This is a genomic window from Anaerococcus sp. HMSC068A02 (assembly GCF_001811125.1).
Classification (GTDB): domain Bacteria; phylum Bacillota; class Clostridia; order Tissierellales; family Peptoniphilaceae; genus Anaerococcus; species Anaerococcus vaginalis_C.
Genome location: NZ_KV803771.1, coordinates 24,342 through 41,288, shown reverse-complemented (window position 1 = coordinate 41,288; position 16,947 = coordinate 24,342). Strand labels below are relative to the sequence as shown.

Genomic DNA, 16,947 nt, shown 5'->3' with positions numbered 1-16,947 from the left:
TCATATAAATAATATTATATCTTCTCTGGTACTTTATTCAAGACCAATTTAATTGATTTATTAATAATTATCTTAATTTATTTTTCAAATTTTTATTTTTCAATTTTTTCAAATATTGAAACAGCTGTTTCTTTTAAAACTTCATTTAAGCTTTGAATATTTTCTTTTCCTTGTTCTTTAAGCCATTGTTTTGATTTTTCTGTATCTTTTGCATATATATCAACGCAATCTTTCCATGTAGCTCTACCGCACAAAACTCCATTGAAATTTGAGCCTGCTTCTTTGGCAAAAACCAAAGTTTCTTTGAAAAGTTCTGCGCTTACTCCACCTGATAAGAATATAAATGGAATACTTGTTGCATCAGCTTGGTCTTTAAAAAATTTCTTAGCTTGGTCTTTGCTATAAACAAAATTTTCCCCATAGCCTTCTACAAAATTCATATTAACTGGTGTTTCTACTTTCAAAACATCGACCTTATACTTAGGATTATCAAATTCTTTCATAGCTTCAATTACTTTTTTTGGTCTAACTTTTGCATATTTTTCATCTTTTTCATTATCAAGTGTATAATCATAAGTTACAATTTCCAAAAAATATGGAAGTCCTAAGCCTTCTGCCTCATAGCCAACTCTTTCAACCCAAGCTTTTTTTACATCATTTATTTTCTCATCTTCGTCAACATCATAATACAAGAGAACTTTTAATGCGTTTGCTCCCATTTCTTTTGCCCTAAGTCCTGACATAAAATCAATTAATTTAGGAAGTCTGCCTACTTCATATTCATCATATCCAGTTTGCTCGTAGCTTATAATCAAACCCGCATTTTCATCTTTTGCATCAATAGCAGTTTTTCCATAAATTGGATCTAACAAAATTGATGATGAAAAAGGAGTAAGCTCTTTTGAAACTTGTCTTTTAAATTCAGAAATTCCTTCAACATTATTCAATGATTCATTTGCTTTATTCATCATTTTTTCCATAGAACCTCTTTGGTCTATGGCAAGAGCTGCTATTACTCCATCTTCATTTGCTAATTTTTTTAGATTTTCTAATTTTTCTTTTGAAATTTTCATATTAACTCCTTAATTTCTATTTTTTCTTTGTATTTATCAAAATCATTTATATTTATGTGGGCAATTTCCTCATTTAGAACATTCAAAAGTCCACAAGTCATTGATTTTTTTATAAAATCTTCATCATCTTCTTTATTAAAAATTGCAGATAAGGCTCCAGCCAAGGTCGAATCGCCACTTCCAACAGGATTTATAGCTTTAACCTTTGGAACTTTCGCTTTGTAAATTTTATTTTTTATTTTAAATATAGCCCCATCTTTTCCTTGAGAAATAATTACATAAGGAATATCTTTAAGTGGAGATTTTTCAAATATTTTTCTTATTTCCTCTTCATTTTTTGGAAAATCTTTTTCAATAATATCTTTTATTTCTGTTTCATTCGGCTTTATTAAATCAGGTTTGATTTTTCCTCTAACAATTTCTTTCAAAGTATTGCCAGATGTATCAAGCGATACAAATATTTTATTTTCTTTTGCAAATTTTATAATTTTTTGATAAAAACTTGCATCAAGACCTTTTGGCAAAGAACCAGATATATTTATTATTTCAATATTTTTTGATAATTTTTCAAGATGAGCCAAAAATTCTTTTTCCTTTTCCAAGCCAATCTTTGGACCTTTTTCTAGAATTTCTGTTTGCTTATTATCATGAATTATCGCAATACAATTTCTAGTTTCATCATCAAGTTTAATAAAATCATGGGATATTTTTCTTTCATCAAGCCTTTTTTCAATAAATTCCCCAAGTTTTCCACCAACAAAACCAGAATTTATTACATTTTCTCCCAATTCATTCAAAACATAAGAAACATGAATGCCCTTGCCACCTGCATCTTTATTTACAAGCTCAACCCTATTAACATCATCAATTTTGAGATTTTCAATATTATATGAAATATCAACAGAAGGATTTGCCGTTATACTTAAAATCAAATCATCTCTCCTTTTTCATAAAATTTTTTTGCCAAAATCAAAGAACCAATAGAAGGATTTGCAAAAGGCTCTACAATCTCCACCCTATCATCAGCATATTGTTCAATCTTATCAAGCAATCTTTGACCCAAATTAAAAACGCCACCAGAATATGAAACCTTAACAGCACCTTTAAAATCCAATTTTTTGATAAGAGTATTTATAACAAGGCTAGACTCTTTTGCAACATCATCCAAAAGATTTAAAGCATAAATATCATTTTCATCAATTGCCTTAGAAAAAATTTTAGAAAGACTTGCAAGCTCATCTCTTTGCATATTATTCGCCAAAGTAATTATTTCAAAATCATCAGAGATTTCCAATTCATTTTTCAATAGATCATAAATCGGACTTTTTTCATATCTACCATCAGAAATTTTTGTAAAAATATTTAAAATTTTAAGACCAATATAATATCCACTAGCCTCATCTCCAAGCAAAGGTCCCCAGCCACCACACATCATACTGTTTCCATTATTATCAACACCAAAACCAATTGAGCCAGTTCCAAGAACCAAATTAATACCAGCATTCGCATTCAAAGAGCCTGCCCAACCATTTAAACAATCATTTCCAACTTTGAAATTTTTAGAGCCCAAATTTTTTTCAAGACTTTCAAGAATAAAAGATTCATCTTCCTTAAATTGACCAAAGCCCGGCATAGCCAAAAAAGTAAAATCAATATCAGAAATTTCTATTCCAGCCTTTTTTACTAAAATTTCAATTCCATTTTTTAATCTTTTAAAAAATTCATCTCTAGAAATTTGCTTTAAGTGAATAGTTTTTTCCTTGTGCTCATATAATTTTTTATTAACTTCAAGAACAAAAGCCGTTTTTGTTCCACCGCCATCAATCCCCAAAAAAACTTCTCTCATATGATACCATCCTTTTTAAAAGTTTTTCATTGGTAACTACCATTGCTAATATTAGTATATATAAAATAAAGACCAAGGTCAAGGAAATAAATTTAAATTCAGGATTTAAAAATAATTTTTAATTATAAAAATCTCAAATTAAAATTTTCTAACCATTAAAAATTTTTATAATTTCTTTTTTTCAATTTATCGTTTTCTTTAATTTGAAAAATTTATTTTTCTTGTAAGAATAATTTTTGATTGGATTTTTATTATTGTAATTTGTTTTTTTATTAGTTTGCTTTGACTTTTTTATGCTTAAATTAGCTTTTAAAATTATTTTTTTAATTAATTCTTGACATATCAATTAATTTTATATAAAATAATGGTAATTACCAGATAAATATTTTGATTTATTTTTCTGGTTTTCTAGAAAATATCCTATTTTTATAAAATTTTTCTCACTTTAAAATTTTGGCAATTATATTTCAAATTTAGAGAATAATTTTTTTAAAATTCGGGAAAATGTTTCTAAAAATTTTTAAAATTATTTCGATAATTTAAGAAAGGAGGATTATGTTAGGTGAAATAGCAAGGACATCCTTGGTTTTATTGATTTTTATAGCTATTTTTGTACTAATCAGTCAAATATTAAGCCACAGAAATCTAAAAAAGAAAAAGAAATATTTTGAAAGCTTACACAAAAATCTTAAACCTGGCAAGGAAGTTATGTTGACTGATGGTATTTATGGAAAAATTGTTTCTTTGAAAGAAGATTATGCTATCATCAAAATTGCCAAGGATGTTGAAATTAAAGTTAGCCGTTACTCTATTAGTGAAATACTAAATTAATTTGAAAGGAAGTTTTATTATGCCTAATATTGTTCTAACTAGAATAGACAATAGACTATTACACGGACAAGTTGCTACTCAATGGACAAAGGTTATTGGCGCAAATCTTATTCTTGTTGCAAATGATGATGTAGCAAATAATAAAATGAGACAAAATCTTATGACTATGGCTGCTCCTAATGGTGTTGCTACTAGGTTTTGGACTCTTCAAAAGACAATTGATACTATACACAAGGCTGCTGATAGGCAAAAAATTTTCATAATATGTGAAAGCCCAAAAGACGTTCTAACACTTGTTGAAGGCGGTGTTCCTATTAAAGATCTTAATATAGGAAATATGCACATGGCTGAAGGCAAAAGACAAGTTGCAGGAGTTGTTGCTGTTGACGACAGCGACGTTGAGGCTTTTAAAAAACTTAAAGAAAAAGGTGTCAATCTAGAAATTAGAAAGGTACCTACTGAATCAGCAGAAGACATTAATAAATTATTTTCATAAAATATCTAGGAGGATTGTATGAACTTTAATATATTACAAATAATTTTAATTTTTCTAGTTACTTTTGTAGTAGCTATTGACCAATTCTCTTTCCTAGAATCATTATATCAACCTATAATTACAGGTCCTGTTATAGGAGCTATCTTGGGAGATATGCACACAGGACTTATAGTTGGGGCAACTTATCAATTAATGACAATAGGAAATATGCCTATAGGTGGAGCTCAACCTCCAAATGCAGTTATAGGCGGAATAGTTTCTGTTATTTTTGCCGTAACATCAGGTCTTGAACCTAATGCAGCAGTAGCTGCAGCAATTCCTTTTGCACTTTTAGGTCAATATGGTGTTACAATTATATTTACTTTGATGAGTCCAGTTATGGCAAAAGCTGATCAATATGCAAAAGATGCAGACCCTAAAGGAATCGAAAAAATCAATTATTTCGCAATGATTCTTTTGGGAAGTATTTTTGGTATTATAGTAGTTTTATTCTTTATAGCAGGATCTTCATTCGGTGCTAAACTTGCAGCTATGATTCCAGAAACTCTAATGCACGGTCTTGGAGTTGCTGGTGGTATGATGAAATTTGTAGGTTTTGCAGTTTTATTAAGACTTATGGTTTCAAGAGATCTTTGGGGATTTTTCTTTATCGGATTTGCCCTTGCAGTTATTGTAATGGCTAACGAATCCCTATCTGGTTCAGCTCTATTAATAATTTCATTAATAGGATTTGCACTTGCTTTCTGGGATTACCAAGTTCATGTAGGATTAAAAAATGTAAGTGCATCTGCAAATTTTGAAGGAGGAGAAGAAGATGGAATATAATGATATGAATTCTTATAAAGATACCAATCCTAGTCAAAAACTAGATCAAAAAACATTAAATAAGATGGTATGGAGATCATTATTTCTTCAAGCATCATTTAACTACGAAAGAATGCAAGCTGGTGGATGGTTATATTCAATTTTGCCAGGTCTTGAAAAAATTCACACAAATAAGGATGACCTTTCTAAATCAATGGCTCACAACCTAGAATTTTTTAATACCCATCCTTTCCTTATAACATTTGTTATGGGAATTATCCTTTCACTAGAAGAAAATAAAGTAGAAATTCCAACAATAAGAGCCGTAAGAGTTGCAGCCATGGGACCTTTGGGAGGAATAGGAGATGCCTTATTCTGGTTTACCCTTGTACCAATCGTTGCAGGTATTTCTTCAAACATGGCCTTGCAGGGCTCAATTGCAGGTCCTATACTTTTCTTTGTAGTATTTAATATATGCCAATTTGCTATAAGATTTTGGTTGATGAATTGGTCATATAGGATGGGCGAATCTGCCATTGATGTTTTGACGCAAAACGCTAAAGAATTTACTAGAGCAGCATCAATTCTTGGAGTATTGGTTGTAGGAGCTTTAGTAAGCGTATATGGCGATACTTCAATAGCACTTGAAGTAGATAATGGTACAACAAATGCACCTGTTCTAGTAGATACAGTTGTTAATAACGATGAGTTATCAGAATATGACGAATTATTATATAAAGACAAAGATAAAAAAGAATTAAATGATGGAGCAGTTATAAGAGATTTAGGAAATGGAAAATCCGAAATCGAATTTAACACTTACGAAGAACAACCTGTTAAAGTTAAAATTCAAGAAGTTTTAGATGGAATAATTCCAGATCTTGTACCCCTAGCTATAACTTTGTTGCTATTTTTCTTATTGACAAAGAAAAAATGGACTCCAATTAAATGTATTGCCTTCTTATTAATCCTCGGTGTAGCTGGTGCCTATATTGGAGTATTTTAATGGCTAATGCAGTTATAGCAACAAGTCATGCATCTCTTGCCAGCGGAGTTTATTCCGCTGTTAAGATGATTGCAGGAGAATTTGAAAATTTAAAAATACAAGAATTTAAAGAAAATGATAATCTTGATGAATTTGACCAAAAATTAAAAGAAAATTACAAATCATTAAAAGATTATGATAATGTTATAGTTCTTGCCGATCTTGCAGGAGGAACTCCATTTAATAGAGCTGTAATGACTTTGGGAGATCTTCCAAACGTAAGAGTTATAGCAGGTTTAAATTTTGCAAGTCTTTATCAAGCTTTAAATTCTTCTGGAAATCTTGATGATAGCGTTGAAGAAATAATTAATATCGGAAGAGAATCAGTAATACAATACAAAAACGAAAACGAAATTGAAGACGATAATTTTGAAGATGGAATATAAAAATTACATCAACTTTAATTAATATTTTAAAACCTAGTTATAATATTGTCTTAAAATTTTAATAAGCGCGTAAATTTATTAAAATATTTTCAAAAAAATAGGTGTTAGCAAAATAAATGCTAACACCTGTTTTTGTTTGTAGGAAGTTACTCTTAAAGAGGATTATCTTATTGATACTATTCTGTTTTTGTTATACAAATTATTAATTTAAAAATTCTTTTAGAAACTCCTCTAGATTTTCAGCTTGCATTGATTTTAATATTTTATCATTATTTGTTAAATATTCACTTAAAATCTTATAAAAGTTTTCTACTATTTCATTGTCTATTAATTCATTTATGTTTATTAAAATAACAATATTAACTTTTTGATTTTTCCATTTTATAGAATTTTTATTTATAAGTACAGATATAAAATTTTCATTGCATACTGAATTGAGAGGATGAGGGATTGCAACTTTATTTTCAAAACATGTAGAGGCTAATTCTTCTCTATCTATTAATTCTTTATAATAAATTTTGGAATCGATCCCCGTTCTTTTATTCACTTTTTTCGATAAAAAATCTAATATATCTTTGTGGTTACAATTTTCTTTAATATTAAAAAATAATTCTCTATCAAATAAACATTTAATGTTATCAAAAATATTTTTATTTTTCAGTATCCTTAATATTTGGCTAATATCTTTTTTATATAGGTATGCACTTACTTCTACAACTGGAATATCTGTATATAAATCCAAAGGAATAGTTGTTACTATTAAATTATATTTTTTTATATTAATTTCTTTTAATTTCAGATAATCGCTAGTATCTAGAATATTTATATATTTGGAAAATTCGTGTAAAAATCTATATTTTAAAACTTTTGCTGTAGCTTTGCCACTAGCACAAACCAAAAGAACATTCTTTTTATTTAAATTCTCCCTCTTTTCAGCAATAGCCGCACTAAAATGCAAGGCAATATATCCTAACTCATCTTCATCTATATTTATTTTGTATTTTTTTTGAATATAATATTTACTAATTTTTGCACATTCCAAAGCAATATGATCTTTTTTTATATCTTCTAATAGCGGATTTTTAAGTTTTATACCGATTTTTCCTCTTTCGATCATAGGCCCTAAATGTGCATTTAGCGATGACTTTAAATTTACATTATCAACTAAATTAATATTCATAGCTATTTTTATTTTTTCTAGAATATAATCTATTAATTTTTCTAATTTTAAATCATTGGTATTTATAGAATCTGTATTTGTTGATAAATTTATATCTATATAAAACAGTTCAGCTTCATTGAATTTTATCTTATAAAGCCTACAAATCTCATTATAAATTTCTAAGCTAACTTTACTAATTTCCTTGTTTTTAGATTTTATATTGTCATTATCTATCTCTTCAATCTCTCTTTTTTCACTAACTCTATATAAACTTATAATCAAATAAATTAGAAAATTATTATATTTTACAAGATTAGTAACAAAGTTATATTTTTTAAAAGTTTTGAAAACCATACTTTCAATAGAATGAATTGTGTCAATTGAAAAATCTGTGATTTTAGATAAAGTTTCGTAATCCTCTTTTGATATAAGACCATCAATGTTATTAGCCAAAAATTTTCTAATATTTATTTCTGATCCTATGATTTTCATTCCATAATGAGGTTTAGAAACTATTTTCAATCTGTAAGCAGATAATTTTTCTTTTAAAATTTTAAGGTCCATATTAAGTTGTGATTTGCTTATATAAAGTTCATCTAAAAAGTCATCTGATTTAATATAATCACATTTCATTATTAATTTAACTGCAATATAGTTTATTCTATAGTCTTGTGAATTCATTTCATCTTCTATAGCATATTTAGGCCATATATCTTGGATAAAAATAGAAAATTTTTCTTTATCATTTATTACAAATTTATATCCAACTCCAGATTTTGATTCAATATATGCTCCATTATCAAAAAGTAAATTATTAAGTTGCTTAATATCATCCCTAATTGTTTTTGAGCTATAATCTATCAAAGTCGCCAAATCTTTGGCAGTATATGGTTTAAAATCTTCGGTTAGAATTTCAAATATTTTTTTTATTCTACTTTCTCTCACATAACCACCTCAAAATTTTATAATCTCTACTTCTTTAAATAAATTATAGCATTAGCTAAATTAATTGAATATACAGATAAAGTTTACAAGCACCCTCCACTTATGGAAATGTTTTACAACGACAATTATAAATATTTATAATATCATATATTTAAACAATTAATAAAATTATTTTTTGTTAAAAACGATATCCGCGGTTTAAAATTTAGTTTTAAGAAAGGAATAATATGTCTAGAGAATATGTTACATTAAAAGAAATTTATCAACAACCGGAAATGTGGAAAAAAACTTTTGAAATCATTAAAGCACAAAAAGAAAAAATTTATAACTTTATAAATTTTTCAGAAAAAAAAGTAAGAGTTATTTTTACAGGTGGAGGAACATCAAACTATATAGGTGATGTAATAGCAAATTATTTAAACAAAACAAGCTATGGAAAATTTGAATTTTATTCATATCCATCTCCATCAATAATGTCAAATCCTAAAGACTATTTGATTGATGAGCCCACACTTTTAGTAAATTTTGCAAGAAGTGGGAATTCACCTGAATCGCTTGCAAGCGTCAATCTTGCAAATCAACTTATATCTGATATAAGACACTTGTTTATAACTTGTTCAAAAGACGGAAATTTAGCAAAAGATGCTAAAAACGAAAAAAATGCCCTTGCAGTAATTCTTGATGATAGAACAAATGATAAAGGCTTTGCGATGACAAGTTCTGCTACATCAATGCTTCTTGCTGCATTAATTATTTTTGATAAAAACTTTAATGAAAGCATCTTAGAAGAAATAATTAAACTTGGAAATAAATCTTTATCCTATGATGAAATTATAGAAAATATTGTAAAAGAAGATTTTAACAGAGTAGTCTATTTAGGAAGTGGAGCTTTATCATATATGACTACTGAAGCAAGCCTCAAAATTTTAGAATTAACAGCAGGAAAAATAGCAACTTTACACGATTCATCAGCAGGATTTAGACATGGTCCAAAATCATTTTTAGATGAAAAAACTATAGTTTTTAACTATATATCAAATGACGATTACACAGCAAAATACGATATAGATATTATTAATGAAATGAAGTCTGAAAAAATCGTTAAAAAACTTGTAGGAATAGGAAGCTCTAGGTTCAAAGAAAGTAACTTATCCTTTAATATAGAAAACAATATTCCAGATGCTTATTTGTCTATTGTATATTTAATTTTAGGTCAATTATTCGCCTATAAAACAGCTATAAAAATAGACAATGATGTAGACAATCCTTCAGAATCTGGAACAGTAAATAGAGTGGTAAAAGGTGTAATAGTCCATCCTTTTGAATAGTGAGGTATAAGTAAATATGCTTTTAGAAAAAGATTTAATATTTACTGAACAAAATTTTAATAATAGAATGGAGATTTTCAAGTTCTTAAACGAAAATTTAATTAATCTTGGATATGTAAAAGATAGTTTTTTAAAAGGTCTAGTAGATAGAGAAAAAAATTATCCAACTGGACTAAAAACTTCAGTATGTGGTATTGCAATTCCCCATACTGATTCTATCCATATAAAAGAAGAAAAACTCTCTATTCTTACTTTAAAAAATTCAGTAAGTTTTGAAAACATGGATGGGTCCGAAGATGTTGATGTGAAGATAGTTATTATGATGCTTATAAAAGGTGGAAATAACCAAATTGAAATGCTACAAAAACTATTTACACTTTTTACAGACTCAAAAAAAATAGAATATTTAAAGAATTTAGTTAGTGAGGAAGAAATAATAGATTTTTTTAACAAAGAAGGGATTAAATAGGTAATTTTATGAAAACAGTAGTTATAGCTTGTGGTGCAGGTGTTGCTACATCAACAATGGTAAAGATGAAAGTTGAAGATATTTTAAAAAAGAACAAAATTAAAGCTAATATTATTCAAACAAGACTTTCAGAATTACCTGGTTATGATAATAAGTCAGATCTTTTTATAACCACAATGAAAGTTGATCAAAAAAAATACAAAACTCAAGTTGTTCAAGGAAGCTCATTTTTATCAGGAATAAATCAAGATAAGACTGAAAAGGAAATAGTAGATGCTTTAAAATAATAAAATAAAAGGAGAAATTTATGGAATTTTTACAAAATGCATTGGCCTATATAGTGGATCTAGGATCATATATATTTGTTCCAATACTAATGATGTTATTAGGACTTATTTTTGGTCTTAAACTACTCGATGCAATTAAATCGGGAGCAACTGTAGGAATAGGATTAATTGGTGTTAGTATCGTAGGAGGCTTGGTAGCAGATTCTCTATCTCCTGTAATTGATGCTTTTGTTAAAAGATTTAACTTAAATCTTTCAGCAATTGATATAGGCGGAGGACCTGCAGCCGCAACAGGATTTGGTTTTTCTTTATCAGCAATAATTATACTTGTGATTGTAATTGTAAATATATTATTAGTCGCTGGAAAATTCACAAATACAGTAAATGTCGATATTTATAATTTCTGGTATTACTGTATCACAGCAGGATTTGTATATGGATTAACAAAAAGTGCAATATTTTCTATAATAGCAGCAGTAAGCCATGCTGTTTTAGGATATGTTTTTGCAGATCTAAACGCCAAAAAAACTGAAGAGGTTATAGGTATTGAGGGTGTTTCTATACCACATGGTTTCGCGGCAGCATCAGCACCTTTATTTATGCTACTTGATAAAATATACGATAAAATACCTTTCTTTGATTTTAAAGATGAAGATGAGTTTGAAGAGGAGAAAGATAACAAATTATTTTCTTTAATATCTACAGTCTTTGGAGATCCTCTATTCTTAGGTCTGTTGATGGGATTAATATTTGGAATTTCAGCTCAATATAATGTAAAGGGTATTCTAGATGTTTCAATAAAAACTGCCGCTATACTAAAATTATATCCAACAATGGTTAATTTAATCGTTCAAGGTCTTATGCCAATTTCTGGTCAAGCTCAATCCTTTTTTGCTAAAAATTTTAAGGGAAGAACTCTTAGCATAGGTCTTGACTCCGCTGTAACAATAGGTCACACATTAACACAAAGTGTTGGAGTTGTTATGATCCCAATTTTTATGATATTGGCAGCTGTTCTTCCAGGAAATAGAACCTTACCACTTGGTGAAGTTCCTTTTGCAGCTTTCTATGTTTGTTTTGCTACAATCGTTCATAGAGCAAACAAAAGAAGAACTTTCGTTTCAGGTATTTTATTTATTCCATTAGTTTTATGGATTTCCACTTGGGCTGCGCCATTATTTAATCAAATGTCTATAAAACAAGGATTAGATTTGGTAAGTCAAAATCAACAAGCAACTACTATGGCATTAGGTAACTTATTTATCTTCATTCCTACAAAACTTGCTTCTATGAAAGTAATAGGAATTGCTTTACTTCTAGGTATTGATGCTGTGGCTTTATATATAAACAAACAATACTTAAAGAAAAACAATTTGGTCTAGGAGGAAGAAATGTCAATTAATTTGGGAATTGTAGGAGCAGGAATTTATGGAACATATCATATATTAACTTTTAAAAGTTTAAAAGAAGTTAATAAATTAGTTATATGTGACATGGATAAAAAAACTTTGGAAAAAGCAAAAAACAAATATGGCTTAGATGGTTATCTTTCTGTAAAAGAAATGATAGAAAAAGAAAAACTTGATGCTATATCAATTTGTACTCCAGACCCATATCACTTTGAACCATTAAAAGATGCAATAAAAGCTGGAGTTAAACATATTTTTTGCGAAAAACCAGTAACTACAAGTGTAGAGCAAGCAAAAGAAATTGAAAAATTAGCAAAAGAAAATAATGTAAATATTTATATTGATTTTCATAAAAGATGGGATCCAGCATACAATGCAATAAGAAATAAGATATTAGCCGAAAATGATACAGTTATTAGAGGATATATGTCACTTGATGATGTAATAGATGTTCCAACTAAATGGTTTAATTGGGCAGATAAATCATCCCCAACCTGGTTTGTTGGAATCCATTGTATAGATTTGATGAGATATATAACAGGCTCTGAAGTTAAGTCAGTATATGCTAGAGGAACAAAAAAAATTTTAAAATCTAAAGATATAGATTCTTACGATTCTATATCTGCTATTCTAAATTTTGAGGACGGATCAAATTGGACTTTAGAAAATTCTTGGACTCTTCCAAATTCTTTTCCAAAATCAAATGATGGACAACTTATAATCCTTACAGAAAAGCAATATTTTAAAAATGAATCCTATAGAGGACTTAAAACTTATGATCAAAATAAAGAATCCTTGCCTAATTATATTTTTATGAATTTTGAGAAAAAGGAGGTTTCAGGTTTTGGTCTTGAGCCTATGATTGATTTCATTTACACTGTAGAATATGGAAAAAATTATAGATCCTTACTAGAAGATGGTATCAAGGCAACCCAAGTTGCAGAAGCTATTCATAAATCTATCGAAAGTGGAGAAGTTATAAACTTATAGATTTAAGTATAAAGTTATCCACTTTAAAATTGTTGTTTTCCAATTAAAATATCTCCCACATATCATAAAATTTATTATGATGTGCGGGAGATATTAATTTTTTTATTAAATTGAGTATTTTTTCTCCCCATTTAAATAGGTTGCTTTTAAATTTAAATCGTAATCTAATAATATAAAATCTGCATCGTAGCCTTGTTTTATTTTTCCGCATACATTATCTATTCCTACGGATTTTGCTGGTACTAATGATGCCATTTGTACTGCTTCAAATACATCTACTATATCCCAATTTACTACATTTTGAACTGCTTCTTTTAATTTTAAAATTGAGCCTGCTAATGATCCTGATTCTAATCTTGCTGTTCCATTTTCTACTTTTACTGGAAATTCTCCTAATTTATATGATCCTTCTGGCATTCCTCCTGCCATCATGCAATCTGTTATTAGGGCAATTTTGTCATAGCCTTTTTTATTTATTAAAATTTCTGCTGCTGCTGGATTTACGTGATGACCATCGCAAATTAATTCTGAAATCGCATCTGAATTCATAGCTGCTCCTACCATACCAGGATTTCTGTGATGAAGTCCGCTCATTCCGTTAAAAGTGTGAACAAATATATTTGCTCCATCTTCTACAGCTTTTATTGCTTCATCATAAGATGCATCGGAGTGGCCTAGGGCAACATAAACTCCCATGGCATTTGCTTTTTTTATAAATTCTTGTGATCCGGCTCTTTCTGGAGCAATGGCAATTTTATTTATAAGTCCATCTGATAATTCTTTCCATTTTTTCAATTTTTCTATATCAGGATCGGACATATATTTTTCATTTTGGGCTCCCTTATATTTTTCTGTAAAAAATGGGCCTTCCAAAAATATTCCCCTAACTTTTGCACCCTTTACATCCTTATATTCTTCTCCCACAACTTTTACAGCTTCATTTAATCTTTCAGTTGAATCTGTAAGAGTTGTTGGCAAAAATGATGTAACACCTGTTTCAAGCAAACCTTGAGAAATTATATCCAATGCTCCTTTTTTGGCATTCATTATATCCTCATTTTTGTAGCCGTGAATGTGGGTATCCACAAGTCCTGGAGCCAAAATTCCTTCCAAATAAGTAAAATTTTCTGGCTCATTTTTGGAAAGTGATTTTACCTTTCCATCTTCCACTTCTACAAATAAATCTTTTTCAATTTTGTCTTCTAGTATTACATAATCTGCTTTGTAAATCATAAATTCTCCTTTTCTTTTCTACTTTTACAATACCGAAATGAATAATTTTTTCAATTTATTTTTTTATAAGTTTTACAAAAAACTTTTCAAAAATATCATGAAATTTTTTTTGATAAATTTTGAAAAATATTTGTAAATTTTAAAATCAAATATTTAATATTTTTATTGCAAATCATTTGCATTTATTTTTTTTCTGTAGTAGAATTAAAAATATTATAATGCGAATCATTTGCAAGAAAGGAGATTATATGAAACACAAAAAAACAAATTTATTGGCGGTTTTTTTAATTTTTGGATTTATTTTTTTATTTGGGGGATGTCAAAAAGAAAATATTTCAAAAAAAGAAGATTCTTCTAATAAGAAATTAATTTATACAAGCTTTTTTCCTGTGGAGGAGCTTACAAAAAGAATTGTTGGCGATAAATTTATTGTCAAATCTATTATTGATAAAAGCCAAGAGCCTCATTCTTTTGAGCTAAAAACTGAAGATATTAAAAATATTATCAAGGCTGATTTGGTAATTTATAACGGAGCTTCTATGGAAACTTTCATTGATGATTTAAAAAATTCTTCTGATAATAAGGAAAAATTTGTTGATCTTTCTAAAAATTTAACTTTACTTTCTTCAGCAAAGGATGGAAAAGTTTCAAAGGATAAGGTAAATCCTCACACTTGGCTATCTATAAAAAATGCCATGACTGAGCTTGAGGATATTTATGAAAAAGTTGTTGAAATTGATCCTAAAAATAAAAATTTCTACAAGAAAAATCTTGATGAAAACATTGCAAAATTCAAGCAATTAGACAAAAAATTTGCTGATGAGCTTAAAAATGTTGATGAAAATAAGAGGTATTTTGTTGTTTCTCATGCTGCTTTTAATTATTTGGCTGATGATTATAATTTAAAACAAGTCGCAGTTACAGGAATATCTCCTGAGGATGAGCCTTCTGCTAAGCAACTTAAAACTATAGCTGATTTTGTGAAAAAACATGATATTTCTACAATATTTTTTGAAGGAAAGGCTACCCCAAAAGTTGCTGAAACTTTGGCAAAATCTACGAATACAAAAACGTCGACTTTATATACTATGGAAAATTTGACTAAAGAGGAAGCTGAAATGGGTTATTTGAAATTGATGGAAAAAAATTTAGAAGCCTTGAAAGAGTCTTTTTATGAATAAGTTTGCAATAGAGATTAATAATTTAAGTTTTTCTTATGAAAATGAAAATATTTTGGAAAATTTATCTATGCAGGTTGAAAAAGGAAAATTCGCCTTGATAATTGGTGAAAATGGCGCTGGAAAAACAACTCTTATCCGTTTAATTTTAAATCAATTAAAGGATTATAGGGGAGAGATTAAAATTTTTTCTGATTTGATAGAAAAGTCTAATCACTACAAAGATTTAGCTTACATTTCTCAAACTTCTGTTCAATCTTATAAACTTTTTCCAACAAATGTTAAGGAAGTTATTCAAAACCACATAAAATTTTTGAATAAATCTTACGATATTGATAAGCTCTTGAAAGATTTTGATTTGCTTGATGTGAAAAATCATGCTCTTTCTGATTTGTCTGGAGGACAAATCCAACGACTGGCTTTGATTTTAGCTTTTATAAAAGATGCAAAGCTGCTTATTTTGGATGAGCCTACGGCTGCTATAGATATGAAATTTTCTAGGGATTTTTATGAGCGTTTGAAAAATTTAACAAACAACGGAAAAACTATTTTGATGATTAGCCACGATTATAAACTTGCATCTATTTTTTCTGATGAAGTTTTTCATTTGTCTGATAAGAAAATTAGGAAAATCGACAAAAATAAATTAAAGGAAAGTTTGGGAGATTTTTATGTTTAATATTTTTGAATATGATTTTATGCAAAAGGCCTTTGTGGCTGGAGCTTTAATTGCTATTATCCTTCCTTGTATTGGTCAATTAGTTCTGATAAAAAGACTTTCGATGATTGGGGATACTCTATCCCATTCATCTTTGGCAGGTCTTAGCATAGGTCTTGCATTTGGCATAAGCCCAATTCTTTCGGCTATGATTTTTTGTATATTTGCTGCTTTTTCTATAGAAATTATTAGAAATAAATTAAAAAATTACCAAGAAGTTTCAACAGTAATTATACTAGCAGCATCAATTGGAATTGCTGGAATTATGGCTGATTTATCCGCAAGTGCAAATGCTATTTGTTCATATCTTTTTGGCTCAATTGTTACAATTTCTCAAGAAGAATTTTATTTGTTAATTGGTTTAAGTCTTTGCTTTTTAATAATTTATTTTCATTTTTACAATGATTTTTACCTTTTGCTTTTTGATCCAAATTCTTCTCAAATTTTGGGCCTTAGAGTTAAGCTATTGAATTTTACAATAAGTTTTTTGACAGCGATAGCTGTAGCAATTTCTGCAAAAACAATTGGCTCTTTGATAGTTTCCTCACTTTTGGTTATTCCATCAATTATGGCAATACAAATTTGCAAATCTTACAAAAATAGCTTAATCCTTTCCATAATTTTTTCCTTGGTTTTTGTATTTGCAGGACTTATGCTTTCTTATATTTTTAACCTAAGACCTGGTTCAGTTGTAGTTTTAATAGCGGTATTTAGTTTGATTTTAGTACTTTTAATAAAAAAATAGGA

The 16,947-nt window shown here is 28.4% G+C and carries 18 protein-coding genes; 13 read left to right on the top strand and 5 right to left on the bottom strand.

The window, feature by feature from the left end; all coding sequences use genetic code 11:
- Nucleotides 1-92: 92 nt before the first annotated feature.
- The 3 genes from HMPREF2782_RS07395 to HMPREF2782_RS07385 are packed head-to-tail and all read right to left on the bottom strand — an operon-like array spanning nucleotide 93 to nucleotide 2,919.
- Complete coding sequence (locus tag HMPREF2782_RS07395; protein ID WP_070641929.1) at nucleotides 93-1,073, bottom strand: tagatose 1,6-diphosphate aldolase; 981 nt, start codon at nucleotides 1,071-1,073, stop codon at nucleotides 93-95.
- Nucleotides 1,070-2,005: a hexose kinase gene (locus tag HMPREF2782_RS07390; protein WP_070641927.1), complete on the bottom strand. Its 936-nt coding sequence runs from the start codon at nucleotides 2,003-2,005 to the stop codon at nucleotides 1,070-1,072. Before HMPREF2782_RS07390 ends, HMPREF2782_RS07395 begins: the two co-directional genes overlap by 4 nt.
- A complete protein-coding gene (locus tag HMPREF2782_RS07385) occupies nucleotides 2,002-2,919 on the bottom strand; it encodes an N-acetylglucosamine kinase (RefSeq protein WP_070641925.1) in 918 nt (305 codons plus the stop codon). Before HMPREF2782_RS07385 ends, HMPREF2782_RS07390 begins: the two co-directional genes overlap by 4 nt.
- Nucleotides 2,920-3,474: 555 nt before the next feature.
- Here HMPREF2782_RS07385 and yajC point away from each other — a divergent pair.
- The 5 genes from yajC to HMPREF2782_RS07360 are packed head-to-tail and all read left to right on the top strand — an operon-like array spanning nucleotide 3,475 to nucleotide 6,481.
- Nucleotides 3,475-3,750 carry a preprotein translocase subunit YajC gene (gene yajC / locus HMPREF2782_RS07380; RefSeq protein ID WP_004839537.1) on the top strand — a complete coding sequence of 92 codons (276 nt, stop codon included), beginning with the start codon at nucleotides 3,475-3,477 and terminating at the stop codon, nucleotides 3,748-3,750.
- A gap of 19 nt (nucleotides 3,751-3,769) precedes the next feature.
- On the top strand, nucleotides 3,770-4,246 hold the full coding sequence (gene agaV / locus HMPREF2782_RS07375; RefSeq protein WP_070641923.1) for a PTS N-acetylgalactosamine transporter subunit IIB: 477 nt from the start codon (nucleotides 3,770-3,772) through the stop codon (nucleotides 4,244-4,246).
- Between the two features lie 18 nt (nucleotides 4,247-4,264).
- Nucleotides 4,265-5,071 (top strand): PTS mannose/fructose/sorbose/N-acetylgalactosamine transporter subunit IIC, encoded by an 807-nt coding sequence (locus HMPREF2782_RS07370; RefSeq protein WP_070641921.1) that lies wholly within the window; start codon nucleotides 4,265-4,267, stop codon nucleotides 5,069-5,071.
- A complete protein-coding gene (locus HMPREF2782_RS07365) occupies nucleotides 5,061-6,056 on the top strand; it encodes a PTS system mannose/fructose/sorbose family transporter subunit IID (protein ID WP_019118794.1) in 996 nt (331 codons plus the stop codon). The genes HMPREF2782_RS07370 and HMPREF2782_RS07365 overlap by 11 nt, the downstream gene beginning before the upstream one ends.
- Nucleotides 6,056-6,481 (top strand): PTS sugar transporter subunit IIA, encoded by a 426-nt coding sequence (locus HMPREF2782_RS07360; protein WP_070641919.1) that lies wholly within the window; start codon nucleotides 6,056-6,058, stop codon nucleotides 6,479-6,481. The genes HMPREF2782_RS07365 and HMPREF2782_RS07360 overlap by 1 nt, the downstream gene beginning before the upstream one ends.
- Before the next feature lie 202 nt (nucleotides 6,482-6,683).
- Here HMPREF2782_RS07360 and HMPREF2782_RS07355 read toward each other — a convergent pair whose 3' ends face one another.
- Complete coding sequence (locus HMPREF2782_RS07355) at nucleotides 6,684-8,588, bottom strand: BglG family transcription antiterminator (RefSeq protein WP_070641918.1); 1,905 nt, start codon at nucleotides 8,586-8,588, stop codon at nucleotides 6,684-6,686.
- Nucleotides 8,589-8,815: 227 nt separating this feature from the next.
- On the opposite strand from HMPREF2782_RS07355, the gene HMPREF2782_RS07350 reads away from it, so the two are divergent.
- The 5 genes from HMPREF2782_RS07350 to HMPREF2782_RS07330 are packed head-to-tail and all read left to right on the top strand — an operon-like array spanning nucleotide 8,816 to nucleotide 13,071.
- Nucleotides 8,816-9,916, top strand: a complete 1,101-nt coding sequence (locus HMPREF2782_RS07350) for an SIS domain-containing protein (RefSeq protein WP_070641917.1) — start codon at nucleotides 8,816-8,818, stop codon at nucleotides 9,914-9,916.
- A gap of 16 nt (nucleotides 9,917-9,932) precedes the next feature.
- Nucleotides 9,933-10,385, top strand: a complete 453-nt coding sequence (locus HMPREF2782_RS07345; protein WP_070605827.1) for a PTS sugar transporter subunit IIA — start codon at nucleotides 9,933-9,935, stop codon at nucleotides 10,383-10,385.
- Nucleotides 10,386-10,393: 8 nt separating this feature from the next.
- A complete protein-coding gene (locus HMPREF2782_RS07340; RefSeq protein WP_070641916.1) occupies nucleotides 10,394-10,672 on the top strand; it encodes a PTS sugar transporter subunit IIB in 279 nt (92 codons plus the stop codon).
- A gap of 20 nt (nucleotides 10,673-10,692) precedes the next feature.
- A complete protein-coding gene (locus HMPREF2782_RS07335) occupies nucleotides 10,693-12,054 on the top strand; it encodes a PTS transporter subunit IIC (RefSeq protein WP_070641914.1) in 1,362 nt (453 codons plus the stop codon).
- A gap of 9 nt (nucleotides 12,055-12,063) precedes the next feature.
- Nucleotides 12,064-13,071 carry a Gfo/Idh/MocA family protein gene (locus HMPREF2782_RS07330; protein ID WP_070641911.1) on the top strand — a complete coding sequence of 336 codons (1,008 nt, stop codon included), beginning with the start codon at nucleotides 12,064-12,066 and terminating at the stop codon, nucleotides 13,069-13,071.
- Between the two features lie 105 nt (nucleotides 13,072-13,176).
- On the opposite strand, the gene nagA is transcribed toward HMPREF2782_RS07330, so the two are convergent.
- Complete coding sequence (gene nagA / locus HMPREF2782_RS07325) at nucleotides 13,177-14,304, bottom strand: N-acetylglucosamine-6-phosphate deacetylase (protein WP_070641909.1); 1,128 nt, start codon at nucleotides 14,302-14,304, stop codon at nucleotides 13,177-13,179.
- Nucleotides 14,305-14,552: 248 nt separating this feature from the next.
- On the opposite strand from nagA, the gene HMPREF2782_RS07320 reads away from it, so the two are divergent.
- From HMPREF2782_RS07320 to HMPREF2782_RS07310, 3 genes are read left to right on the top strand one after another with little or no spacing between them, the layout of a single operon-like run.
- Nucleotides 14,553-15,485, top strand: a complete 933-nt coding sequence (locus HMPREF2782_RS07320) for a metal ABC transporter solute-binding protein, Zn/Mn family (RefSeq protein WP_070641906.1) — start codon at nucleotides 14,553-14,555, stop codon at nucleotides 15,483-15,485.
- The gene (locus HMPREF2782_RS07315; RefSeq protein ID WP_070641902.1) at nucleotides 15,478-16,161 is read left to right on the top strand and encodes a metal ABC transporter ATP-binding protein; all 684 of its coding nucleotides are present in this window, start codon (nucleotides 15,478-15,480) and stop codon (nucleotides 16,159-16,161) included. The genes HMPREF2782_RS07320 and HMPREF2782_RS07315 overlap by 8 nt, the downstream gene beginning before the upstream one ends.
- Nucleotides 16,154-16,945 carry a metal ABC transporter permease gene (locus HMPREF2782_RS07310; protein ID WP_004839545.1) on the top strand — a complete coding sequence of 264 codons (792 nt, stop codon included), beginning with the start codon at nucleotides 16,154-16,156 and terminating at the stop codon, nucleotides 16,943-16,945. The genes HMPREF2782_RS07315 and HMPREF2782_RS07310 overlap by 8 nt, the downstream gene beginning before the upstream one ends.
- Nucleotides 16,946-16,947: the final 2 nt, after the last annotated feature.